20 protein-coding genes and 2 pseudogenes are annotated in these 22,346 nt (G+C 71.9%); 12 read left to right on the top strand and 10 right to left on the bottom strand.

What is annotated here, in order from left to right; all coding sequences use genetic code 11:
• Positions 1 to 94: 94 nt before the first annotated feature.
• Positions 95 to 256 (top strand): annotated as a pseudogene (locus tag OHB56_RS24200) (sulfite exporter TauE/SafE family protein); the annotation flags it as partial.
• A gap of 13 nt (positions 257 to 269) precedes the next feature.
• On the opposite strand, the gene OHB56_RS24195 reads toward OHB56_RS24200, so the two are convergent.
• Entirely contained in the window at positions 270 to 548 is a 279-nt protein-coding gene (locus OHB56_RS24195) for a metal-sensitive transcriptional regulator (RefSeq protein ID WP_055573374.1), read from the bottom strand.
• An 86-nt stretch (positions 549 to 634) separates the two neighbouring features.
• Between OHB56_RS24195 and OHB56_RS24190 the strand changes: the two genes are divergently transcribed.
• Positions 635 to 1,198: a rhodanese-like domain-containing protein gene (locus tag OHB56_RS24190; RefSeq protein ID WP_326754119.1), complete on the top strand. Its 564-nt coding sequence runs from the start codon at positions 635 to 637 to the stop codon at positions 1,196 to 1,198.
• Positions 1,199 to 1,311: 113 nt separating this feature from the next.
• Here OHB56_RS24190 and OHB56_RS24185 read toward each other — a convergent pair whose 3' ends face one another.
• A complete protein-coding gene (locus tag OHB56_RS24185; protein WP_406355617.1) occupies positions 1,312 to 1,857 on the bottom strand; it encodes a DUF4396 domain-containing protein in 546 nt (181 codons plus the stop codon).
• A 536-nt stretch (positions 1,858 to 2,393) separates the two neighbouring features.
• On the opposite strand from OHB56_RS24185, the gene OHB56_RS24180 reads away from it, so the two are divergent.
• From OHB56_RS24180 to OHB56_RS24160, 5 genes and pseudogenes are all read left to right on the top strand, one after another.
• Positions 2,394 to 2,915 carry a YlcI/YnfO family protein gene (locus OHB56_RS24180; protein ID WP_406355615.1) on the top strand — a complete coding sequence of 174 codons (522 nt, stop codon included), beginning with the start codon at positions 2,394 to 2,396 and terminating at the stop codon, positions 2,913 to 2,915.
• Positions 2,916 to 3,000: 85 nt separating this feature from the next.
• On the top strand, positions 3,001 to 3,846 hold the full coding sequence (locus OHB56_RS24175; protein ID WP_406355613.1) for a DUF4097 family beta strand repeat-containing protein: 846 nt from the start codon (positions 3,001 to 3,003) through the stop codon (positions 3,844 to 3,846).
• 93 nt (positions 3,847 to 3,939) lie between these two features.
• The gene (locus tag OHB56_RS24170) at positions 3,940 to 4,929 is read left to right on the top strand and encodes an ATP-binding cassette domain-containing protein (protein ID WP_406359207.1); all 990 of its coding nucleotides are present in this window, start codon (positions 3,940 to 3,942) and stop codon (positions 4,927 to 4,929) included.
• Entirely contained in the window at positions 4,926 to 5,717 is a 792-nt protein-coding gene (locus OHB56_RS24165) for an ABC transporter permease (protein WP_406355611.1), read from the top strand. The genes OHB56_RS24170 and OHB56_RS24165 overlap by 4 nt, the downstream gene beginning before the upstream one ends.
• Positions 5,718 to 5,862: 145 nt before the next feature.
• Positions 5,863 to 6,029, top strand: a pseudogene (locus tag OHB56_RS24160) (XRE family transcriptional regulator); the annotation flags it as partial.
• Between the two features lie 78 nt (positions 6,030 to 6,107).
• Here the strand turns inward: OHB56_RS24160 and OHB56_RS24155 are convergent.
• The 6 genes from OHB56_RS24155 to OHB56_RS24130 form a co-directional block, all read right to left on the bottom strand.
• The gene (locus tag OHB56_RS24155) at positions 6,108 to 7,889 is read right to left on the bottom strand and encodes a sigma-70 family RNA polymerase sigma factor (protein WP_406359206.1); all 1,782 of its coding nucleotides are present in this window, start codon (positions 7,887 to 7,889) and stop codon (positions 6,108 to 6,110) included.
• Between the two features lie 256 nt (positions 7,890 to 8,145).
• On the bottom strand, positions 8,146 to 9,414 hold the full coding sequence (locus OHB56_RS24150) for an ArgE/DapE family deacylase (protein WP_406355610.1): 1,269 nt from the start codon (positions 9,412 to 9,414) through the stop codon (positions 8,146 to 8,148).
• Positions 9,415 to 9,576: 162 nt separating this feature from the next.
• Complete coding sequence (locus tag OHB56_RS24145) at positions 9,577 to 11,010, bottom strand: ATP-binding protein (RefSeq protein WP_406359205.1); 1,434 nt, start codon at positions 11,008 to 11,010, stop codon at positions 9,577 to 9,579.
• A 156-nt stretch (positions 11,011 to 11,166) separates the two neighbouring features.
• On the bottom strand, positions 11,167 to 11,976 hold the full coding sequence (locus OHB56_RS24140; RefSeq protein ID WP_406355608.1) for a response regulator transcription factor: 810 nt from the start codon (positions 11,974 to 11,976) through the stop codon (positions 11,167 to 11,169).
• A 314-nt stretch (positions 11,977 to 12,290) separates the two neighbouring features.
• Positions 12,291 to 12,968 carry an FMN reductase gene (locus OHB56_RS24135; protein WP_406355606.1) on the bottom strand — a complete coding sequence of 226 codons (678 nt, stop codon included), beginning with the start codon at positions 12,966 to 12,968 and terminating at the stop codon, positions 12,291 to 12,293.
• Positions 12,965 to 14,050, bottom strand: coding sequence for an LLM class flavin-dependent oxidoreductase (locus OHB56_RS24130; RefSeq protein ID WP_326754109.1), 1,086 nt, complete (start codon positions 14,048 to 14,050; stop codon positions 12,965 to 12,967). Before OHB56_RS24130 ends, OHB56_RS24135 begins: the two co-directional genes overlap by 4 nt.
• Before the next feature lie 96 nt (positions 14,051 to 14,146).
• On the opposite strand from OHB56_RS24130, the gene OHB56_RS24125 reads away from it, so the two are divergent.
• Entirely contained in the window at positions 14,147 to 14,482 is a 336-nt protein-coding gene (locus OHB56_RS24125) for a YnfA family protein (protein ID WP_326754108.1), read from the top strand.
• A 144-nt stretch (positions 14,483 to 14,626) separates the two neighbouring features.
• Positions 14,627 to 15,403 carry an SDR family NAD(P)-dependent oxidoreductase gene (locus OHB56_RS24120; RefSeq protein WP_326754107.1) on the top strand — a complete coding sequence of 259 codons (777 nt, stop codon included), beginning with the start codon at positions 14,627 to 14,629 and terminating at the stop codon, positions 15,401 to 15,403.
• Between the two features lie 20 nt (positions 15,404 to 15,423).
• On the opposite strand, the gene OHB56_RS24115 is transcribed toward OHB56_RS24120, so the two are convergent.
• A complete protein-coding gene (locus tag OHB56_RS24115; RefSeq protein ID WP_406355603.1) occupies positions 15,424 to 16,617 on the bottom strand; it encodes an RtcB family protein in 1,194 nt (397 codons plus the stop codon).
• Between the two features lie 215 nt (positions 16,618 to 16,832).
• Between OHB56_RS24115 and OHB56_RS24110 the strand changes: the two genes are divergently transcribed.
• The 3 genes from OHB56_RS24110 to OHB56_RS24100 all read left to right on the top strand — a co-directional run bounded on the left by OHB56_RS24110 (position 16,833) and on the right by OHB56_RS24100 (position 20,385).
• Entirely contained in the window at positions 16,833 to 17,765 is a 933-nt protein-coding gene (locus OHB56_RS24110) for a DUF3558 domain-containing protein (RefSeq protein WP_406355601.1), read from the top strand.
• Positions 17,766 to 17,899: 134 nt separating this feature from the next.
• A complete protein-coding gene (locus tag OHB56_RS24105; protein WP_406355600.1) occupies positions 17,900 to 18,745 on the top strand; it encodes a DUF3558 family protein in 846 nt (281 codons plus the stop codon).
• Positions 18,746 to 18,909: 164 nt separating this feature from the next.
• Entirely contained in the window at positions 18,910 to 20,385 is a 1,476-nt protein-coding gene (locus OHB56_RS24100; RefSeq protein ID WP_406355598.1) for a DUF2637 domain-containing protein, read from the top strand.
• Positions 20,386 to 20,469: 84 nt separating this feature from the next.
• Here OHB56_RS24100 and lysS read toward each other — a convergent pair whose 3' ends face one another.
• Complete coding sequence (lysS, locus tag OHB56_RS24095; RefSeq protein ID WP_406355596.1) at positions 20,470 to 22,212, bottom strand: lysine--tRNA ligase; 1,743 nt, start codon at positions 22,210 to 22,212, stop codon at positions 20,470 to 20,472.
• Between the last annotated feature and the right edge of the window lie 134 nt (positions 22,213 to 22,346).

The following is a 22,346-nucleotide window of genomic DNA, read 5'->3' as shown; positions in this document are numbered from 1 at the left end:
CCGCGCCGCGAACCGGCCGGCGCGCCGCACGGGTCCACCGCCGGTCGTGCCGGTCCCCGCTTCGTGCGGCTTCGCGATCGACGTCGCGGTCTCCCTCGACCGGGCGGTGATCGGCCCCTTCATCGCCACCGCCGTCCTGGGCGCCTGGGACGGCAGCCGCCTGGCCGCGAAGGTCTCCGGACCCCGCCTGCGGCGCGTCTTCGCGGTGGTCCTGCCGGTCGTGGCCGCCTTCCTGCTCGCCGACGCGGCGAGATGACGTGGCCCACGGCTCAGGCCAGCGACAGGAACAGCTTCTCCAGCCGCGCCCGCATCCGGTCCCGGTCCCCGGCGGCCTGTGCGCCCTCGGCCATGCAGTGCTGCAACCCCGTCGCGATGATCGCGAACCCGGCCCGGTCCAGCGCCCGGGAGACCGCCGCGAGCTGCGTGATCACGTCCTCGCAGTCCCGGCCCTCCTCGATCATCCTGATGATTCCCGCGATCTGCCCCTGCGCCCGCCGCAGCCGGTTGAGCACGCTCTTGAGCTCGTCGGCCGCCATCTCCAGCTCCACGCTTCCTCCTCCATAAATACCCCATAGGGTATTCTAGTACGTTCGGCACCCACCCGGACGGAGCGACGAAAGGCAACCTCGCACACATGAACAGCCCCGCCACCATCGGCCCCACCCAGGCCGCCGAGCGCCTGAGCGCCTACACCGTCATCGACGTGCGCACCCCCGGCGAGTACGCCGCCGGCCACCTGCCCGGCGCCCATAACGTCCCCCTCGACCACCTGCGCACCGCACTCCCCGCCCTCAAGACGGCAGCCGCCCGCGGCGAACTGCTGATGGTCTGCGCCTCCGGCGCCCGCTCCGCCTCCGCCTGCGAACAGCTCGCCGAAGCCGACATCGCCGCCACCACCCTCACCGGCGGCACCGCCGCCTGGATCCAGCAGGGCCACCCCGCCGACCGCGACACCGCCAGGGCCACCTGGCCCATGGAGCGCCAGGTCCGCCTCGCCGCCGGAGCCCTCGTCGTCGCGGGCCTCGCGCTCGGATCCCGCTACCGGCCCGCCCGCTGGCTGTCCGCCGCCGTCGGGAGCGGCCTGGTCTTCTCCGCCGCTACCGACACCTGCGGCATGGCAGCCCTGCTCGCCAAGCTCCCCCACAACCAGCCCCGCGCCACCGGCCTCGACGCCACCCTCGACGCCCTCAGCCGGTAACGCCCCCGCGCACCCGGGGCCTTTCCGCCCGGACCGGCCGGTGAACGTCACCGCGCCCGGGACACCCTCGCCGGTGCGGGGCGGCCCGGGCGCGGTCCCGGTGGGGGCGGGCGTCAGTGAGGGGCGTGGACGACGGCGTGCCCCTTGCCGCGGCCGATCATCCATTTGTTCACCGGCGTGGTGACCAGGAAGGCGACGACGAAGCCGCCCAGCAGTGACGACCAGAACAGCCCCTCGGACAAGTGGGCGTCCATCGCGCCCGGGACCAGGGCGATGATGCCGTTGTCGACGATTTCCATCACGGCGATGGAGACGGTGTCGGCGGCGAGCGCTGCCTTGATCGCGGTCTCGAGGTTCAGGCCGGCCCGGCGCATCGCGAACAGGGTGAACGAGTAGCCGAACACGAAGGCGAGCACGATCGCGAGGACCATGGTGGGCACGTTGCCCCACAACAGGGCGGTACCGATGGCCATGCCGAGGATCTCGCCGACGACACAGCCGGTCAGGCAGTGCAGGGTCGCCTTCGCCGCCGTCGCCCACGACGCCCCGGGCGCATGCCCGCCGCGGTCGCCGCGGTCGGCACGGTCGGAGTGGTCGGAGTGGTCGGAGTGGTCGGCGTGGTCGTGTCCGGCGCCGGCGTGGTGCGCTGCGTGGTCCATGACCCTCATCCCCCTTCGCGTCCAGTGTGATCCCTTGCGTCCCCGGGTTCCACACCCTCAACCGCATACCCCCATGGGGTATTTCAGCGGCGGCGTTCCGCCCGCAGGGACGGCCGGGCGAGGCCACGCCCGCCATCCGCGAGGCCCTGCGCCCGTACGGCACCAGGGGGCCACCCGGCAGCAGTCGACGGTCCACGCGTGACCGGAGCCCGTTGCGCACGCCGGAGCCCACCAGGATCCGCGACACTCGACACGACACCACTCGTCAGTCGAGATGACCTCACATGGCACCACGCGACACCATGTGGCGCCACTTGACGCCATCCGGTGCCACATAACGCCAGTCAAGCGCCACGCGGCGCCATCGCAGCCGACATCAGTCACTCCGGCGCCATCCCGGCACCTTTGATCACCACCCCGCCCCTCTGCCCCCACCTGCGGAAATCAAGGCCGCGAGGGGTTCGCGACACCATCGCCAAGCGTCAACTCGCCCTCCAGGCTTGCCAATGGCGCCAATTAGGTGCCACCATGGCGTCATGGACCTCACGCCGTATGTCGACACACTCCGCCGGGAACTCGCGGTGGCCGCCGAAGCCGGCGGGGAGGACGCCCGCGAGCTGGCCGAGCGGCTGACCGCTCCCCTGGAGTCGGCGGCCAGGCTGACACTGCTGAACGTGCTGTCCGCCGCCATGGACGAGATCACCCGTGAACTCGCCCCCGGCTCGGTCGACGTACGACTGCGCGGGCTCGACCCCGACTTCGTCGTGACACCGCCGCCGGGCGACGTCGGTTTCGAGAGGCCGGCCGGCCACCCCGAGCCGCTGAAGGCCCCGGCCCCGGTGCCCGCCGACGAGGACAGCACCACCGCGCGGGTCAACCTGCGCCTTCCGGCCCACCTCAAGGCGCGCGCCGAGGAGGCGGCCGCACGCGAGGGCCTGTCGGTCAACGCGTGGCTGGTGCGCGCGGTGAACTCGGCCGTCGAAAGCGGCGACGTCCGGGCCCGCTCCACCACGTCGAACAGGAGTGGCGGACAGCAGTACACCGGTTGGGTGCGCTAGGCCCCGCCCGAACCCGGACCGCACCGCACCGCCGTACGCACACAGACTTCGAGAACTTCGCGAGCAGCCAGAGGACGGGACAGCCATGCCTTCTTTCGAGACCCCGGAACCTATTTCAGTGACCGTTCAACTCGGCACGGGAGACCTGCGGTTCCTCGCCGAAGACCGCACCGACACCGTGGTGGAGGTGCTGCCCACCGACCCCGAGCGGGACGGTGACGTCCGGCTCGCCGGGCAGACCCAGGTGACGTACGCGGGCGGGCGGCTGCACATCAAGGCCCCCAAGCAGCGCTCGCTGTTCGGCCGGCCGCCGTCCGTGGACATCGTCGTCGAACTCCCGGCCGGTTCCCAGGTGGAGTCGGACGTGACCGGGGCCGACTTCCGCGCCGAGGGACGGCTCGGCGAAGTACGGGTGAAGTGCTCGTCCGGCGACATCCACATGGCCGAGACGGGGCCGCTGCACCTGCACACCTCGTACGGGCGCATCACGGTGGACCACGCCGTGGGTGACGTCGAGGCGCAGACCGGTTTCGGCAGTATCCGTATGCGTGCCGTCGAGGGCAGTGCCGTACTGAAGAACTCGCACGGCACGACCACCGTCGGCACCGTCACCGAAGAGGCCAGGATCAGCGGCGCCAACGGCGACATCACCATTGAACGGGCCGGCGCCGGGGTGCGCGCCACCACCGCGCACGGGATGCTCCGGGTTGATGAAGTGGCCGTCGGTTCGGTGGAGTTGGAGACCTCATCCGGTGACATCGAGATCGGGGTGCGGGCCGGTACGGCCGCCTGGCTGAACGCGAGTTCCGGGCACGGCCGGGTACGCAACCTGCTGACCGCCTCCGACAGCGCCGGAGAGACCGAGGACAAGGTGGAGGTGCGGGCCCGTACGCGGTACGGCGACATCGAGGTCCGACGCGCTGCCGCCTGACCCGCCCCACATACCTCGGCACCCCCCGAAATCCCCATCGCCCCGCCCCACTTCGCACCTTCACCTCAGGAGAGGGCCATGCCCAACTCTGTCATGCCCACGTCCACTCCCTCCATGGACGGCACCCCCTGCGCCGTCTCCACCATCGGCCTGCGCAAGTCCTACGGGGACAAGGTCGTGCTCGACGGCATCGACCTGCACATCCCGGCCGGCAGCGTCTTCGCCCTGCTCGGCCCGAACGGGGCGGGGAAGACCACCACCGTGCAGATCCTGTCCACGCTGATCCCCGCCGACGGCGGCCGGGCCCAGGTGGCCGGGCACGACGTCACGGCCTCGCCCGACGGGGTGCGCGCCGCGATCGGTGTCACCGGGCAGTTCGCCGCGCTCGACGATCTGCTCACCGCCGAGGAGAACCTGCTCCTGATGGCCGATCTGCTGCGACTCGGCAAGCGCGAAGGGCGCAGCCGAGCAAAGGAGTTGCTGGAGCGCTTCGAGATCGCCGATGTCGCGCACAAGCGGGCGGCGACGTTCTCCGGTGGCATGCGGCGCCGCCTCGACCTCGCCATGACGCTGGTCGGCGACCCGGAGGTGATCTTCCTGGACGAGCCGACGACCGGGCTCGACCCGCGCAGCCGCCGCACCATGTGGGAGACGGTGCGCGGCCTGGTGGCCGGCGGGGTCACGGTCTTCCTCACCACGCAGTACCTGGAGGAGGCCGACCAACTCGCCGACCGGATCGCCGTGCTCGACGGCGGGCGCATCGTCGCCGAGGGCACCGCCGACGAACTCAAGTCCCGTATCCCGGGCAGCCATGTGCGGCTGCGGTTCACGGACGAAAGCGAGTACGAGCGGGCGGCGGCCGTCTTCCCGGGCGCGGCCCGCGACGCCGAGGCGCTCGCACTGCGCATCCCCGGCGACAACGGCATCGGTTCCCTGCGCACCCTGCTCGACCGGCTCGACGACGCCCGGGTGCGGGCCGCCGACCTGTCCGTGCACACCCCCGACCTCGACGACGTGTTCCTCGCCCTGACCGGCGACGACGGCGCCGCCGCTCCCCTTCACACCAAGGAGACCCTGCGATGAGCTCGCTCACCTACGCCGTGCACGACTCGGCGACCATGTTGCGGCGCAACCTGAAGCACGCGATCCGCTACCCGTCCGTGTCGCTCGGCTCGGCCGCCCTTCCGGTGATGATGCTGCTGCTGTTCGTGTACGCCTTCGGGGACTCGATCGGCGGCGGCATCGGCGGCGCGGGCGCCAGCAGGGACGTCTACCTGGAGTATCTGACGCCCGGCATCGTGATCATGGGGGTGGCGGCCGGGTCCATGTCCACCTCGATCGCCGTCTGCTCCGACATGACCGAGGGCATCATCAACCGCTTCCGCACCATGAACATCACGCGCTCGTCGTTCATGACGGGACATGTGCTCGGCAGCGTCATCCAGACCATGTTCGGTGTGACGGTGGTCGTCGGAGTGGCGCTCGCGATCGGGTTCCGGCCGGACGCGAACGTCCTGGAGTGGCTGGCCGCGACCGGGCTGCTGGTGGCCATCGCCTTCGCCCTGACCTGGTTGTCGGTCGCACTCGGCCTGATCTCCAAGACGGTCGAGGCCGCCAGCAACAAACCGCTGATCATCCAGTTCCTGCCGTTCATCGGCTCCGCGTTCGTGCCGGCCGATTCGATGTCGCCGGGGCTGCGCTGGTTCGCCGAGTACCAGCCGTTCACGCCGATGATCGAGACGCTGCGCGGTCTGCTCACCGGCACCGCCATCGGGAACGACGCGTGGATCGCGCTCGCCTGGTGCGCCGCCCTCGCACTCGTCGGGTACGCGTGGTCACGCTCCCTCTTCAACCGGGGCACCACACGCTGAGCCCGCCCCCGCTCGCCACAGGAGCGAAATTTCGCAGCAAACCACGCTGAAGCACGCAATGCCAGGTGCTCACGTCCTCCCCTTTCCTCCGGGTTCCCCGCAGGGCCGGGAAGCGACGTGAGCACCAGTGTTTCCACGGAACGGCCGGTTCGTGCTCGGCGAGCGAGATCTTCGGCTCGGCGTCGGTGCGGCCGCAGAGTTCGACACCCGCGTGCCGCATTGGACCGGCAGCGCCGACAACCGGCCCGCGGAAGTGCTCACCGTGTTCGCCCCCAGGGAGAGCGCGTCCATCTGCCGCCGTCCCGGCACTGAGCGTGCGGCTTCGCTCCGTCCTGTCCTGTACCGCGACGATGCCGGGCCGGCAGTCCATCCGGTGGTCGGCGAACCCGGTCAGCGGCCGAACACCTGGGTCCAGGTCCAGTCGCTCGTGACCACGCCGATGCCCATCGTCTTGAGCGAGCAGTTGAGGATGTTCGCGCGGTGGCCCTCGGAGTTCATCCACGCCTCCATGACGCTCTCGGCGGAGCTCTGGCCGCGGGCGATGTTCTCGGCACCCGGGCTCGGGTGGCCCTGTGCCGTGACGCGGTCGACGAAACTGCTGCCGTTCTGCCCGGTGTGCGAGAAGTAGTCGTTGGCGGACATGTCCTCGCTGTGCAGCTGGGCCGCCTTGTTCAGGCGGTTGTCGAGCGTCACCGGTGAGCAGCCCGCCGCGGCCCGTTCGGTGTTGGTGAGGGCCAGGACCTGGGTGGCCTGGGTGCCTCCCGGAGCGGCCGCGGGCGCGGTGGGCGGCGCCGGCTCGGGGCGCGCCGACGTCTTCTCCGGCTGTGCGGGGGCCGCGACGGCGGACTTCGTACGGGTCGCCTCGGAGCTCGGTGTGGCCGAGGGCTTCGGCTTGCGCGAGGCGTCCGGCGAGGCGGAGGCCGAGGCCGAGGGTGAGGGTGAGGACGACGTGGAAGCGGAGGCAGCGGCGGATGCGGAGGGGGAAGGGCTCGGTGACGCGGGCTCGGACGCGGTGGATCCGGGACGGCCGGTGGAGGCCGACTGCACCTTGTCCGCTTCGCCGTCCGGTGTCAGGAGGGCCCACCCGGATATCGCGCCGCCGGTGACCAGCAGCGCCGCGGCCACGGCCGCGATGTTCCTGCTCCGCCTCTTCCGTGCGCGGTTCTGCGCGCGGCTGCCCGCGGGGCCGTTCGTACGGCCGCGAGTGCGGTCGCCTGCGCTGCGGTTCGTACGGCGCCGGCCCATCTCCACCGTCCCGAGGTTCTCGGCCGGGGAGTCGGCGGGCGCCGGCCCGTCCGTGTCCCCGTACGGCTCTGTCGCCGTGTCTCCGTACGGCTCCGTAGGCGTGTCCCCGTACGACACTGTCGGCGTGTCCCCCGGCTCCGCCGTCGCACGGCCCGCGAAGGACATCGGCGCCGCCTCCGCCGTCCCGGCGCCGAGAGCGGTGAGCAGGCCCGCCGCCACCGGCACCAGGCCCAGCCCGACCAGCAGGCCCTCCGCCGGGACCAGCCCCGACTGGAAACCCGCGCAGACGGTGCAGTCCCGGGCGTGGCGTGCGATGCGCTTGCGCCACAGGGCCGAGGGGACGCCGTCCCAGGCCTCGGTGATGTCGTCCAGCAGGACGCAGCGCGGCTGTGCGGACAGTGCCCGCACCACCAGCCGGGCCGTCTCCAACTGGGCCTTCATTCGCTGCACGCGCACCGCGGTGTGCTGCGGCGGCAGCTCCAGCGCGGCGGCGACCTCCGCCCGCGTCAGCTCGCCCGCCGCCTCCAGCCACCACAGCGACAGCAGGGCCTGGTCGTCGGGGTCCAGCCAGCGGGTGGCCTCGGCGGCCTCGCGCCGCTGGCCCTCCAGTCCGAGCCGCAGGATCGTCAGGTCCACGAAGTCGGCGCCCGGGTCGGCGACTTCGTACGCGTCGTGCAGGCCCGAACGGACCGGCGCCGCCCCGCCGTGGCTCTCGCTGCGCCAGTGGTGGCGTATCTGGTTCATGGTGATGGCGACCAGCCAGGACCGGAAGCTGCCGGGGTCCTTCAGCGTGGCGAGCGAGCCGAGGGCGCGGAGCATGGTCTCCTGCACCACGTCTTCCACGTCGGGGTGCCCGTTCAGGGCCCGGCCCACGATGTTGTAGACCAACGGGAGGTGGGCGGCGACGAGTTCGTCCTGGGCCCGCATGTCGCCGCGCCGTGCGGCCTCGACCGTCTCCCTGCCGGGTTCGCTGCTCGCTGCCACGCTCGTCCACGCTCCTTCTCGGTCCTGGCTCGTACTGCGCTGTCACAAGAGGAGAGCCGTCGCCGAGGGCCGGATAACAAAAAGCGCGGGAGTCATTCCAGCACGCGCGAACCCCCCTGCACGTACGCGCGTTCGACCACGACGGGGCGAGTGTGGCACAGCGCCCCGTGCGGGACAGTGAGCGCCGTCACCGTCCGCCTCACTTGGTCCCCACCGTCCTGAGCGCCGTGAGCACCAGGGTCCGGGCCGCCGCCACCGTCTCCCGCAGGGACACCTGCTCGCGCGCGCTGTGCGCCACCGCGATGTCCCCCGGCCCAAACTGCAGCGTCGGTATCCCCGCGCCGGTGTAGTGCCGCAGGTCGCTGCCGTACGTCGCCCCGCGCTGCCGGGGAGCCGGGCCGCCCGTGGCGTCCGTGTACGCGGCGCCGACGACGTCCGGCAGCGGGTGTCCCTCCTCCAGCCGGCCGCTCGCGAACAGGCCGCCCGGCCAGGTCACCGTCGCCGGATGGTCGCGCAGCCAGGGGTCGGCGGCACAGGCCCGGGCCACGCACCGCTCCAGGTCGGCGCGCGCCTCGGCCGGGTCCTCGCCGAGGCGTACACCGAGCCGGCCCTCGGCGACCAGCAGGTCCGGCACACTGCTCGCCCAGTCCCCGGACCGTACGGTGCCCACCGACAGCGCGTACGGGATCGGGTACTCGGCGAGCAGCGGGGACGGGTCCCGGTTCCGCTCGGCCTCCAGGTCGGCGAGCGCCCGGTGCAGCGGCAGATACGCGTCGACCGCGCTCACCCCCTGCTCCCGCGTGCTGCCGTGCGCCGCCTTGCCGGGCACCGCGAGCCGGAACGTCAGCGCGCCCGCGTTCGCGGTGATCAGGGTGCCGGCGGTGGGCTCGGCGATGACGCAGGCGTCGCCCCCGTGCCCGCGCTCCAGGGTGCCGAACGCGCCGACGCCGCCGTCCTCCTCGCCGACGACGAAGTGGGCGGCGACCCGGCCGCGCAGGCGTATCCCGGCCGCCCGTATCGCGGCGAGGGCGGCGAGGTGCGCGGCGAGCCCCGCCTTCATGTCGCAGGCGCCGCGCCCGTGCACGACGTCCCCGGTCACCCGCGGGACGAACGGGTCGCCGTCCCCCCAGGCCTCGAGGTCGCCGGGCGGTACGACGTCGACGTGGCCCTGGAGGATCAGGGTGGGCCCGTCACCGCCGTCGGGGGTGGTTCCGACCAGGCCCCACGCCTCCTCACGGGGCACCTCCATGCCCGGGAAGCCGGGGTGGGCGCGCAGCGCGGTCAGGTCCATGGACCACAGGTCGACCTCCATCCCCAGCCACTCCAGCCGGCCGGCCAGTTGGTGCTGGAGTTCGGACTCGGCGGCGCTCCCGGTCACGCTCGGCACACCGATCAGCTCCAGCAGGGTCCGACCCAGGGCCGCCTCGTCGATCGCCGCCAGCGCGGCGGTCTCCTCATCGGTCAGCACGTCGTCGCTCCTCCCCTTCCGGGGCGCGTACGGAGCGCCCCCGCTCGCATACATGCTCACCTCCGACGGTCCGTACGCGGCGGCGGGGGCGGCGACGGCGACGGCGGCATGGGACCGGTCACTGACACCGGCACCGGCACCGGAGGCACTGGCACCGGCGCGTCAGGGGCCCAGGTCCTCGTCGGCGGGGTCCGTCAGCGGGCCGCCGCCCACCGTGAAGCCGATCACCGTTCCGCCGCCGGGCCGGCGGACGGCGTACGGGGCGCCCCCGTGGGTCAGGGCCACCTCGCGGACGATGGACAGACCGAGGCCCGAACCGGGGAGGGAGCGGGCGTCGGCGGCGCGGAAGAAGCGGTCGAAGACGCGGACCAGATCACCTGCGGCGATGCCGGGCCCCCGGTCGCGGACCTCCACCCGTATCGTGCCCGGCCGGGCGGGCCCCGCGACCGTGATGTCGATGGGCGCGGTGCCGTGCCGGTCGAACTTGACGGCGTTCTCGACCAGGTTGGACACCGCCCGCGTCAGCATGCCGGGCCGTCCGTCGGTCGTGGTGTCGCCGCTCGCGTGGACGGTGATCTCGCGTCCGCCTCGGCGCCGTGCCAGTGCGGCCACGCCCTCGGCGATGTCGGCGAGGTCGACCCGGCACGGCGGCTCGGTGTCGGACTGGCCGGCCGCGAGTTCGACGAGTTCGTTGACCAGATCGGTCAGTTCACGGGCCTCCTGGGCGAGGTCGGCGACGAGTTCCTCGCGAGTGTCGGGCGGGAGCTCGTCGATACGGCGCAGCAGGGAGATGTTGGTCCGCAGGGAGGTGAGCGGGGTGCGCAGTTCGTGGCCCGCGTCCTGGACGAGCCGGCGCTGGTCGTCCTCGGACTGGGCGAGCCGGCCGAGCATCCGGTCGAAGGCACGGCCGAGCCGCCCCACCTCGTCGTGACCGGTGACGGGCACCTGGATACCGAGCCTGCGGGTGCGGGCGACGTCCTCGGCGGCGGCGGTGAGGACGACCAGACGGCGGGTGATCCGCCGGGCCAGCCACCAGCCGAACAGACCGGCCGCGGTCACCACCGCCGCCATCAGGACGAGCGTGCGCCGCTGGAGGGTCCGCAGCAGGTCCTCGGTGTCGCTGAACTCCTGCGCGACCTGCACCGCGCCCCGGCCGTCGCCCAGCGCGACGGTCGCGACGCGGTAGATGTCGTCGCCGACGTCGACGTCCGCGTGCTCGACCACCCGCCCCGCCGTGGCGGCGCCCGCGACCGCGCGGTCGGCGGCGACCACCGGCAGCCCCGGGTCGCCCGGGTCGACGATCCGGCCGTCCGGCCCGAGCACCTGGACGTCCGTCCGGGCGGGCCGCACCAGGTCGTGGCCGGGGGCGGCGGAGGAGAAGTCGACCGGTGACATCCGGTTCGCCCGCACCTCGCCGCGCAGGTCCTGCACGACCTCGTCGAACACCATCTGCTGGTCCACCCGCAGCAGCCGGGCGGCGGCGCCGTACGACAGGATGCCGATCAGGACGGTGACCGTGGCCGTCACGGCGGCGAAGGCCACCGCGAACTTGGTGCCGAGCGACAGCAGCCGCAGCCGACGCCGCCCGGCCGGGATACCTGGAGTACGCGATGCGCCCGGAGTACGCGACGTACCCGAGGCACGCGACGTACCCGGGGCACGTGAGACGCCCAGAGCGGATGAGACGCCCGGGGTAGGTGAGACGCCCGGGCTGGATGAGGCGCCCGGGGCGCCGACGGTGTCGCGCGCCACTCAGTCCTCCCGCAGCACGTAACCCACCCCGCGCACCGTGTGGATCAGTTGCGGTGCCCCGGGTTCGTCGAGTTTGCGGCGCAGATAGCCGACGTAGACGGCGAGGTTCTTGGAACCCGGGCCGAAGTCGTAGCCCCAGATGCGGTCGTAGATGGTCGAGTGGTCGAGGACGACGCCCGCGTTGCGGATCAGCAGCTCCAGCAGTTCGAACTCGGTCCGGGTCAGCTCCAGCTCCCGCCGGCCCCGCCAGGCCCGGCGCGCCCGCGGGTCCATGCGCAGCCCGGCCGCCTCGACGAACCGCCCGGCCGCCGGGTCGCCCGGCCGCCCGTCCGTCGTCCCGGGTGTCCCGGAGTTCCTGGGTGTTCCTGAGGTCTTGGGCCCCGGCTCCCTCGTCGGCGACTCGACGGACTCGGGGGCGGGCGCGGGGGCCGCCCGGCGCAGCAGGGCGCGCAGCCGGGCGAAGACCTCCTCGACGTCGAACGGCTTGACGACGTAGTCGTCGGCGCCCGCGTCCAGCCCCGCGATCCGGTCGGCGGTCTCCACCAGCGCCGTCAGCATCAGTACGGGGGTGCGGTCGCCCTCGGCGCGCAGCATCCGGCACACCTGGAGCCCGTCGATGCCGGGCATCATCACGTCCAGCACGAGGACGTCGGGCCGGCTGCGGTGGGCCTGCGCCAGCGCTTCGACGCCGTCGGCGACCGCGGTGACCCGGTAGCCCTCCAGGATCAGGGCGCGTTCCAGGGCGTTGCGGATGGCACGGTCGTCCTCGGCGAGCAGCACGGTGGGGGTGTGGGACGCGGTAGGGGGCACGGTGCCAGTCTGCCAAGGACCGCCGCCCCGGCGAACGACCGGTGGCCCGGACACCCCGCCGCCTTCTCGTCCGCCCGCCCTCTCACCCGGACTGCCGTGCGATCCGCGATCCGGCCGTGATCAGGTCACGGTCCGGCGCACGGCCCTGCCCGCGGTCCGGTCGCAGGCGTCCCCACCCGCGACCGGATCCTCGCGAGCGACCGGAACCGGACGGAACCGGTCGCCTCACCCGACGGCCGCTGTCCAGGGAGACCGCCGGGAGTTCTGTACTCAGCGCCTTCGGCGCGTGCGGCGCGTGCAGCGCCCCGGTGCGTTCAGCCCGCCGACCGCAGCGCGGCCAGCTGCTCCTCGAACGGCACCACGTTGCGCGCGTCGAACTTGTCGTCGGCCGCGCCCCCGCGCGTGACACTGATCGCGCCGCCACCGTCCGCGCCGCCGCCCGTACCGTCGTCCGTACCGCCGGAAGCGGCCGACAGCGCGCCCGTCAGGGCGGCCAGCTCGCCCGCCGCCCGCTCGATCCGGGCGTCCAGGCCCTTGTCGCCCCAGTCCTGGGACGCGGCGTACACCCCCGTGGGGACGACGACCGCGCGCAGGTGGGCGAAGAGGGGGCGCAGGGCGTGCTCCAGCACCAGCGAGTGCCGGGGCGTGCCCCCGGTCGCGGCGATCAGCACCGGCTTGCCGGCCAGCGCCTCCCGGTCCCGTACGCCGAGCACGTCGAAGAACGACTTGAACAGCCCGCTGTACGACGCCGAGAACACCGGCGTGACCACGATCAGCCCGTCCGCGCCGGTCACGGCGTCCATCGCCTCGGCGAGCGCCGGCGCCGGGAAACCGCTGGTGAAGTTGTGCGCGATGTCGACCGCGAGGTCCCGCAGTTCGATCACCCGCACGTCGGACGGGGCCTGCCCGGTGGCCGCGGCGGCCAGCCGTTCCCCGAGCAGCCGGGTGGACGACGGCACGCTCAGCCCGGCCGATACGACGACGACGCTCATACCGTGGTCACCTCCCGGCCGGCCAGCAGCGAGGAGTGGGTCGGGGCGTCCGGCACGTCGGCCGGGCGGTCCTTGGCGAACTCCTTGCGCAGCACCGGCACGACTTCCTCGCCGAGCAGGTCGAGCTGCTCGAGCACGGTCTTCAGCGGCAGGCCCGCGTGGTCCATGAGGAACAGCTGGCGCTGGTAGTCGCCCGCGTAGTCGCGGAAGGACAGCGTCTTCTCGATGACCTGCTGCGGGGAGCCCACGGTCAGCGGGGTCTGCCGGGTGAACTCTTCCAGCGAGGGCCCGTTCCCGTAGACGGGGGCGACGTCGAAGTACGGACGGAACTCGCGCACCGCGTCCTGCGAGTTCTTCCGCATGAACACCTGGCCGCCGAGGCCGACGATCGCCTGCTCGGGCGTGCCGTGCCCGTAGTGCGCGTACCGGGCCCGGTACAGCTCGATCATCCGCTTGGTGTGGTCGGCCGGCCAGAAGATGTTGTTGTGGAAGAAGCCGTCACCGTAGTACGCGGCCTGCTCGGCGATCTCGGGCGAGCGGATCGACCCGTGCCAGACGAACGGCGGTACGTCGTCCAGCGGGCGGGGCGTGGAGGTGAAGCCCTGCAGCGGGGTGCGGAACTTGCCCTCCCAGTTGACGACGTCCTCGCGCCACAGGCGGTGCAGCAGGGCGTAGTTCTCGATGGCGAGGTTGATGCCCTCGCGGATGTCCTTGCCGAACCAGGGGTAGACCGGCCCGGTGTTGCCGCGCCCCATCATCACGTCCACCCGGCCGTCGGCCAGGTGCTGGAGCATCGCGAAGTCCTCGGCGATCTTCACCGGGTCGTTGGTGGTGATCAGCGTGGTCGAGGTGGAGAGGATCAGCTTCTCCGTGCGGGCGGCGATGTAGCCGAGCATGGTCGTCGGCGAGGACGGCACGAACGGCGGGTTGTGGTGCTCGCCGGTGGCGAACACGTCCAGGCCCACCTCTTCCGCCTTCAGCGCGATGGCGACCATGGCCTTGATCCGCTCGCGCTCGGTGGGGGTACGCCCCGTGGTCGGGTCGGGCGTGACGTCACCGATGCTGAAGATCCCGAACTGCATGGCCACTCACCTTCCAGGTTGTTGACGGTTCAACTATACCCATGAACAGGGCCCCTGCTCCCGTTATTCCGAAACCCCGCGTGCGAAGCTGCCCGCATGCTGATCGCCCGCTCCGCCGCCCTGTTCGTCCTCGCCGCGATCCTGGAGATCGGCGGCGCCTGGCTGGTCTGGCAGGGCGTACGGGACCAGCGCGGCTGGATGTGGGCGGCGGGCGGCGTCCTCGCCCTCGGCGCGTACGGATTCGTCGCGACCTTCCAGCCCGACGCGCACTTCGGCCGCGTCCTCGCCGCGTACGGGGGCATCTTCGTCGCCGGTTCGCTTCTGTGGGGCGCGGTCGCGGACGGCTACCGCCCGGACCGCTGGGACATCGCCGGCGCGCTGATCTGCCTGGCCGGGATGGCCGTGATCATGTGGGCCCCGCGCCACGGCTGACCCCCACCGGATCCACCGCACCCCCGCGGCCACCGCGTCCCCGCACCCGTGCGCCCGCGCGGGCCGGGGCCGCCCCGGCGGACCGCCCGCTCCCGCATATCCTGGCCGGGCCCGGCACCGCAGTCGCCCGCATGGAGGAACCCCATGGCCGCCGCACCACCGTCCGCAGCGTCGCGTATCGCCGTCGTCACCGGCGCGAGCAGCGGGATCGGGGCCGCCACGGCACGCGGACTCGCCGAGGCCGGTTACCGCGTCGTCCTCACCGCCCGCCGCAAGGACCGGATCGAGGCGCTCGCCGAGGAGCTGCACGCGGCGGGCCACACGGCGACCGCGTACCCGCTCGACGTCACCGACCGCGCGGCCGTCGACGAGTTCGCCACCGCGTTCAGGACCATCGGCGTCCTGGTCAACAACGCCGGCGGCGCGCTGGGCGCCGACCCGGTCGCGACCGGCGACCCGGAGGACTGGCGCCGGATGTACGAGACCAACGTCATCGGCACCCTGCACCTCACCCAGGCCCTGCTGCCCAAGCTGGAGGCGAGCGGCGACGGCACGGTCGTCGTCGTGTCCTCGACCGCCGGGCACGCCACCTACGAGGGCGGCGCCGGCTATGTCGCCGCCAAACACGGCGCCCACGTCCTCGCCGAGACCCTGCGCCTGGAGATCGTCGGCCGGCCCGTCCGCGTCGTCGAGATCGCGCCCGGCATGGTGAAGACCGACGAGTTCGCCCTCACCCGCTTCGGCGGCGACGAGGCGAAGGCCACCCAGGTGTACGAGGGCGTCGCCGAGCCCCTCACCGCGGCGGACGTCGCCGACACCATCACCTGGGCAGTGACCCGCCCCAGCCACGTCAACATCGACCTGCTGGTCGTCCGCCCGCGCGCCCAGGCGTCGAACAGCAAGATCCACCGGGAGCGCTGAGGCGGCACCGGCTCCCGCGGTCAGCCCTTCACACAGACGACCTGCTTCAGCTTCGCCACGACCTCCACGAGGTCCCGCTGCTGGTCGATGACCTGCTCGATCGGCTTGTACGCGCCCGGAATCTCGTCCACGACACCGGAGTCCTTGCGGCACTCCACGCCCCGCGTCTGCTCCTCCAGGTCCTTGGTCGAGAAGCGCCGCTTCGCCGCGTTGCGGCTCATGCGGCGACCGGCGCCGTGGGACGCCGAGTTGAAGGAGTCGGCGTTCCCGAGACCCTTGACGATGTACGAACCCGTGCCCATGGAGCCCGGGATGATCCCGAACTCGCCGGAGCCCGCGCGGATCGCTCCCTTGCGGGTGACGAGCAGGTCCATGCCGTCGTAACGCTCCTCGGCCACGTAGTTGTGGTGCGCGCTGATCTCCGTCTCGAAGGCCGGCTTCGCCTTCTTGAACTCCTTGCGGATCACGTCCTTCAGGAGCGCCATCATGATCGAGCGGTTGCGTTTCGCGTATTCCTGCGCCCAGAACAGGTCGTTCCGGTAGGCCGCCATCTGCGGGGTGTCCGCCACGAAGACGGCGAGGTCGCGGTCGACCAGGCCCTGGTTGTGCGGGAGCTTCTGGGCCACGCCGATGTGGTGCTCGGCGAGTTCCTTGCCGATGTTCCGGGAACCGGAGTGCAGCATCAACCAGACAGAACCGGTCGTGTCCGTGCAGATTTCGACGAAATGATTTCCGCCGCCCAGCGTTCCCATCTGCTTGCCGGCCCGTTCCTGACGGAACTTGACCGCTTCCGCCACCCCGTCGAACCGCCCCCAGAAGTCGTCCCAGCCGCCGGTCGCGAACCCGTGCAAGCGGGCCGGGTCCACGGGGGTGTCGTGCATCCCGCGCCCGACCGGGATCACCTGCTCGACCTTCGAGCGCAGCCGGGACAGGTCGCCCGGCAGGTCGTTCGCCGTCAGGGACGTCTTCACCGCCGACATGCCGCAGCCGATGTCGACCCCCACCGCCGCCGGGCACACCGCGCCCCGCATCGCGATGACCGAGCCGACCGTCGCCCCCTTGCCGTAGTGCACGTCCGGCATCACGGCGAGGCCCTTGATCCAGGGCAGGGTCGCCACGTTCCGCAACTGCTGGAGGGCGACCTCCTCCACCGACGCCGGGTCCGTCCACAGGCGGATCGGCACCTTCGCGCCCGGCATCTCCACGTACGACATGTTTTCCTCATTCCCCCGAAAAGCAAACAGAAGTGCGAAAGCGCAAAAACCGTCGCCAGGATCGACGAAAGGGACTTTGGACCGGCGTTCACGGCAGTGCGTGCGATACACATTGTCTGCCGGGGGTGCCCCCGTGCGGCAAGCGAATAAGCAGCAAGGACACTGGTAGACCCGGCGGGCCCAGGTCCGCGCCCACCGTCGAGAGGAGCCCGGCCGTGCAGCGGAGGGCCTACGTACCCGGCGTCGCCGCGCTCCTCGCGGCCCTGCTGGCCGGATGTACCGGCAGTTCGGGCGACGGGAGCCCGTCGGACAACTCCAACCCGGGCAGCGCCGGGACGGCGTCGCAGGCGGCCCAGCCCGGCAGGTACGCCACGCTTCCGGAGCCCTGCGGCGCGGTCGGCCCCAAGACGCTCGACGAACTCCTGCCCGGCATCGGGGAGATGACCGACGAGGCCCAGCGGACGAAGGCGTACGCGGGCGAGGCCACGCTCACGTACGACACCGACCGCAAGGTGGGCTGCAGTTGGAAGGTGGAGTCGGCCGAGGCCACCAACCGCCTGGTCATCGACTTCGAGCGGGTCGTCTCCTACGACCACGCCGTCAGCGACGACAGTCAGGCCGAGGAGCTCTTCGCGACGAAGCGGACGGCGGCGGGCCTTCCGGAGCCGACGGCCACCGAGTCCGGTTCCCCGGGCACGGACGACGACGCCGGCGAGGACGGCGGCAGCGCGTCCGCCGATCCGGACGCGTCCTCGTCCCCTTCGGCCCGCCCCTCCGAAACATCCGAAACCTCCGGAACCTCCGGTCCTTCCGGTGCCGACGCCGCGGCGGCCACCAAGACCTCCGGCTCCGGCTCGCCGTCCGAGGGCGGGTCCTCCCCCGCGTCACCGTCCGTTCCGCCCGCCGACCTCCAGCCCCGCCTGCTGGACGAATTCGGCGACGAGGCCTTCATCGACGACGAGCTGAGCAGCTCCGGATCCACCGTCAAGCAGCGCTCGGTGACTGTGGCGTTCCGCACGTCCAACGTGATCGTGACGATCGAGTACGCGGAGCAGCCGGCGACCGTCGGCACCGTCCCGGACAGCAAGGAAATGCAGGACAGGGCGCGGAAACTGGCCTCTCTGCTGGCCGGTTCGCTGGGCGGCTGATCCTCGCGCACGCCTCCTTCACGGCCCTGCGCGAAGCATCCGAAGGAAGACCACACGGTGGACTCACCGCGTACGGTGACCCCCTGGAGCCCGTTTTGACCGCAGGGAACACGAGCGTCATGAGTGAAGGAAGCATGCAGCGACGAGCACAGCGAGACAGGGGGACCCCACCCACGTCGTCCGGACAGCGGGGGAGAGCGAAGCGCCTCCACCGCGTCCTTGTCGGCGCGGCGGCCGTCCCCGCGATGCTGATCGCCGCCGGCTGCTCCTCGGACTCCGGCTCCGACGACGGCAAGGACAAGGCGGCCGACAGCTCGGCGTCGGCGTCCGCGTCCGCCAGCCCGTCCCCGACAGTGCGGGCCGCGGTGTACAAGGATCTGCCGGAAGCGTGCGACGTCCTGTCGAAGAAGACCCTGGAGGACCTCGTACCGAAGGCGAAGTCGGGCAAGGAGAGCCAGTCCGACGACATCTCCACGCGCGCCGGCTGCTCCTGGGACAGCCTCGCCAGCAAGGGCGTGGACGGTTCGCAGTTCCGCTGGCTGAGCGTGTCGATGCTGCGCTTCGAGTCGGACACCACGCGGGGCGCGGGCGACGAACTGGCCAAGGACTACTACGACAAGCGGGTCAAGGAGGTCCAGGCCTCCGAGGGCGCCAAGAACACGACGTCCGAACCCGTCGCGGACACCGGCGACGAGGCGACGGCCGTGCGCTACGACCTGAAGAAGAAGGAAGGCACCTTCAAGCAGCAGACGGTCGTGGCCCGCGTCGAGAACGTCGTCATCGCCCTCGACTACAACGGGGCGGGTCTCGCCGGCGACAAGGCGCCGAGCGCCGACGACCTGATGAAGGACGCGAAGAAGGCGGCGAAGGAAGCGGTGAAGACCGTGACCGGGTCCAAGGACGGCAAGAGCTCCGGCGGGGCCGCCGAGAGCGGTTCGCCGTCGAAGCCGGCGTCCTCCCCGGCACCGGCGAAGGACTGAGGTCCGGGGGCCACGGCGACGTGCCCCCCGGACGGGCACGAAGACGGGATCAGCACGCGCCCGAAGACGTGCGGTGAAGCTCCGATAGGGAACCGGCCACTCGTTCTCCGCACACATGTGCCACTCTGTTGCGCGCAACAACACGCTTGAGGAGGGGAGCACGGGTGGCCGCGCCCATTCAGCTGACACGGACGCACCGGATTCTCATCGGCGTGGTCGTCGCCGGAGCCGTGGTCATCGCCGGCATCGGCTTCGCGGGGTCCTACGCGGCCGTCCGCGAACTGGCCCTGCAGAAGGGCTTCGGGAACTTCAGCTACGTCTTCCCGATCGGCATCGACGCGGGCATCTGCGTCCTGCTGGCCCTGGATCTGCTGCTGACCTGGATCCGCATCCCCTTCCCGCTGCTGCGTCAGACGGCGTGGCTGCTGACGGCGGCGACGATCGCCTTCAACGGTGCGGCGGCCTGGCCGGATCCGCTCGGCGTGGGGATGCACAGCGTGATCCCCATCCTGTTCGTGGTGTCCGTGGAGGCCGCCCGGCACGCGGTCGGCCGGATCGCCGACATCACCGCGGACAAGCACATGGAGGGCGTCCGCCTCACCCGGTGGCTGCTCTCGCCGATACCCACGTTCCTGCTGTGGCGGCGGATGAAGCTGTGGGAACTGCGGTCCTACGAGCAGGTCATCAAGCTGGAGCAGGAACGCCTCGTCTACCAGGCCCGGATGCGCTCCCGCTTCGGCCGCAGCTGGCGCCGCAAGGCCCCGGTGGAGTCCCTGATGCCGCTGCGCCTGGCCAAGTTCGGCGTCCCCCTCGCCGAGACGGCCCCGGCGGGGCTGGCGGCGGCCGGTATCGAACCGGCGGTGATCCCGCCGGCCCCCGCCACCGTGGACGGCCCGGCCGCCGCGGCACCGGCGCTCTCCCTGCAGAAGGCGGCCCCGCCCGCCGAACAGCGCCCCGAACTGACGGGCGGCCCCGGCAACCGCGGTAACCACGGCGCCTTCGGCGACGAGAACGACGGCGGCGCGTACGACGAGGACCACCGCGACGGCGGCCATCGCGAGGCCCAGGCCCCCCGGGCCTTCCGCGACGCCCGCCATACCCGCGGCCCCCGGGACGTTCCGGACGCGCAGGTCATGCCCCCGTACGAGCAGTACGGCCCGAACGCGCCGTACGAGCAGCAGCCGCCCGACCCGGACCAGAGCTCGTGGCTGCACGCCCGGGACCCGCAGTCCGTCGAGTACCACGGCGGCTACGACCCCGCCGACGACCCGCAGTACGCCGCGTGGGCGGCGGAGCAGGAGCGGGCCGAGCAGTACCGCGGGCAGTTCGAGGAGGCACCCCCGGTGCAGGAGCCGTCCCCGGAGGACACCGGCACCTTCCCCATCCCGGTCGGCCCCGGCCGTACCCGTGAGCTGGGCGAGGGCGGCGGCACACCGGAGGCCCCGCTCCCGGACGAGGAGGCCTACTACCAGGTCTTCAAGCAGTCGATCAGCGGCAGCGGCTACCCGACTCCGCGCGAGTTCGCCGCCAACGTCGAGGCGACGTACGGCCGCACCCTGCCGGACGCCGAGGCCAAGCGCATGGTCATGGACTTCCAGGAAAAACACTTCGCGGAGCTGGAGGAGGACCACATCGCGTGACCCGCGCCACGCGGACGTGGACATACGACGAGGGGCGCCCGGTGCAGAACACCGGGCGCCCCTCGTCGTATACCTACGCGTCGATCAGTCCCCGAGCAGCCGCCGCACCCGCTCCTGGCCCACCGCGAGCAGCAGGGTGGGCAGACGCGGGCCGGTGTCCCGCCCGACCAGCAGGTGGTAGAGCAGGGCGAAGAACGACCGCTGCGCGGTCTTGATCTCCGCGGGCAGCTCCTTGGGCGTGGCGTCGGCGGGGAAGCCTGCCTGGACCTTGGGAACGCCGTAGACGTGGTGGGTCAGCCCGTCCAGGGACCAGTGATCGGCCAGCCCGTCGAGGAGCAGCCGCAGCGACCGGCGGCCCTGCTCGTCCAGGGACTTCAGCAGCTCCTCGTCCGGCTCCGTCCGCACGATGGTGCGCTGGTCGGCCGGGACGTGGAGGGAGATCCACGCCTCGGCCTTGTCGTAGCGCGGCCGGGCCTCGTCGAGCGAGGCGAGCGGGTGGGCGGGGTCGAAGTCGCTGAGGATGCGCAGCGCCTGGTCCGCGTGCCCGCCGGTGATGTCGGCGACGGAGGCGAGGGTGCGGTACGGCAGCGGCCGGGGCGTCCTGGGCAGGGCGCCGCCCGCCGTGCCCACCGCGCGGGAGTGCGCGGCGATGTCGGCGGGCAGGGCGCTGCCGTCGGCGACCTTGGCGTCGAGCCGGTCCCACTCGTCGTAGAGGCGCTGGATCTCCTGGTCGAAGGCGACCTTGAAGGACTGGTTGGGCCGGCGTCGCGCGTACAGCCAGCGCAGCAGCTGGGGTTCCATGATCTTCAGCGCGTCGGCGGGCGTGGGCACGCCGCCGCGTGAGGACGACATCTTGGCCATGCCGCTGATGCCGACGAAGGCGTACATGGGGCCGATGGGCTGCTCGCCGCCGAAGATGCCGACGATCTGCCCGCCGACCTGGAACGACGAGCCCGGCGACGAGTGGTCGACGCCGCTCGGCTCGAAGATCACGCCCTCGTACGCCCAGCGCATCGGCCAGTCGACCTTCCAGACCAGCTTGCCGCGGTTGAACTCGTTCAACCGGACCGTCTCGGAGAAGCCGCAGGCGGTGCAGGAGTAGGTCAGCTCGGTGGTGCCGTCGTCGTAGGAGGTGACGGTGGTGAGGTCCTTCTCGCAGTTTCCGCAGTAGGGCTTGTACGGGAAGTAGCCGGCGGAGCCGGTGCTGCCGTCGTCCTCGGCGGCGGCGCCGGAGCCCTCCGCCGCCTCCAGCTCGGCCTCGTCGACCGCCTTCTGCTGCTGCTTCTTCGCCGGGGCCTTCTTGGTGCGGTACTGGTCGAGGATCGCGTCGATGTCGCCGCGGTGCTTCATGGCGTGCAGGATCTGCTCGCGGTAGACACCGGAGGTGTACTGCTCCGTCTGGCTGATCCCGTCGAACTCCACGCCCAGCTCGGCGAGCGACTCGACCATGGTGGCCTTGAAGTGCTCGGCCCAGCTCGGGTACGGGGAGCCCTTGGGGGCGGGGACCGAGGTGAGCGGCTTGCCGATGTGCTCGGCCCACGTCTCGTCGACGCCCTCGACCCCGGCGGGGACCTTGCGGTACCGGTCGTAGTCGTCCCAGGAGATCAGGTGGCGGACCCGGTGGCCGCGGCGGCGGATCTCGTCGGCGACCAGGTGCGGGGTCATGACCTCGCGGAGGTTGCCCAGGTGGATCGGGCCCGAGGGGGAGAGTCCGGACGCGACGACGACCGGTTTGCCCGGGGCCCGACGCTCCGACTCCTCGATGACCTCGTCCGCGAAACGGGAGACCCAGTCGGTGGTCTCGGTGCTCTGAGCCACGATCGGCACGTCCTTCTTTCTGCTCGGGCAGCCGGTACGGTCGCACGGCTGACCTCTCCATTCTCCCAGCCCGGACCGCATCCGCGAAAACCGCTTTTCACCGCGTGGGATACTCGGCTTCAGCAGTAGTCACCTGTAGTAGT

It is taken from the genome of Streptomyces sp. NBC_01635 (assembly GCF_045209715.1).
Classification (GTDB): Bacteria; Actinomycetota; Actinomycetes; order Streptomycetales; family Streptomycetaceae; genus Streptomyces; species Streptomyces hirsutus.
Note: the sequence above shows the minus strand (reverse complement) of the source record. Positions and strands in the feature narration are given on the sequence as shown.

Coding starts and splice junctions, on each gene's coding strand:
- OHB56_RS24135 (WP_406355606.1), bottom strand. CDS start 12,968: ATGAGCGTCGTCGTCGTATCGGCCGGGCTGAGCGTGCCGTCGTCCACC.
- OHB56_RS24165 (WP_406355611.1), top strand. CDS start 4,926: ATGAGCTCGCTCACCTACGCCGTGCACGACTCGGCGACCATGTTGCGG.
- OHB56_RS24155 (WP_406359206.1), bottom strand. CDS start 7,889: ATGCGGGCCCAGGACGAACTCGTCGCCGCCCACCTCCCGTTGGTCTAC.
- OHB56_RS24175 (WP_406355613.1), top strand. CDS start 3,001: ATGCCTTCTTTCGAGACCCCGGAACCTATTTCAGTGACCGTTCAACTC.
- OHB56_RS24120 (WP_326754107.1), top strand. CDS start 14,627: ATGGCCGCCGCACCACCGTCCGCAGCGTCGCGTATCGCCGTCGTCACC.
- OHB56_RS24190 (WP_326754119.1), top strand. CDS start 635: ATGAACAGCCCCGCCACCATCGGCCCCACCCAGGCCGCCGAGCGCCTG.
- OHB56_RS24125 (WP_326754108.1), top strand. CDS start 14,147: ATGCTGATCGCCCGCTCCGCCGCCCTGTTCGTCCTCGCCGCGATCCTG.
- OHB56_RS24185 (WP_406355617.1), bottom strand. CDS start 1,857: ATGGACCACGCAGCGCACCACGCCGGCGCCGGACACGACCACGCCGAC.
- OHB56_RS24115 (WP_406355603.1), bottom strand. CDS start 16,617: ATGTCGTACGTGGAGATGCCGGGCGCGAAGGTGCCGATCCGCCTGTGG.
- OHB56_RS24170 (WP_406359207.1), top strand. CDS start 3,940: ATGCCCACGTCCACTCCCTCCATGGACGGCACCCCCTGCGCCGTCTCC.
- OHB56_RS24180 (WP_406355615.1), top strand. CDS start 2,394: ATGGACCTCACGCCGTATGTCGACACACTCCGCCGGGAACTCGCGGTG.
- OHB56_RS24105 (WP_406355600.1), top strand. CDS start 17,900: ATGCAGCGACGAGCACAGCGAGACAGGGGGACCCCACCCACGTCGTCC.
- OHB56_RS24130 (WP_326754109.1), bottom strand. CDS start 14,050: ATGCAGTTCGGGATCTTCAGCATCGGTGACGTCACGCCCGACCCGACC.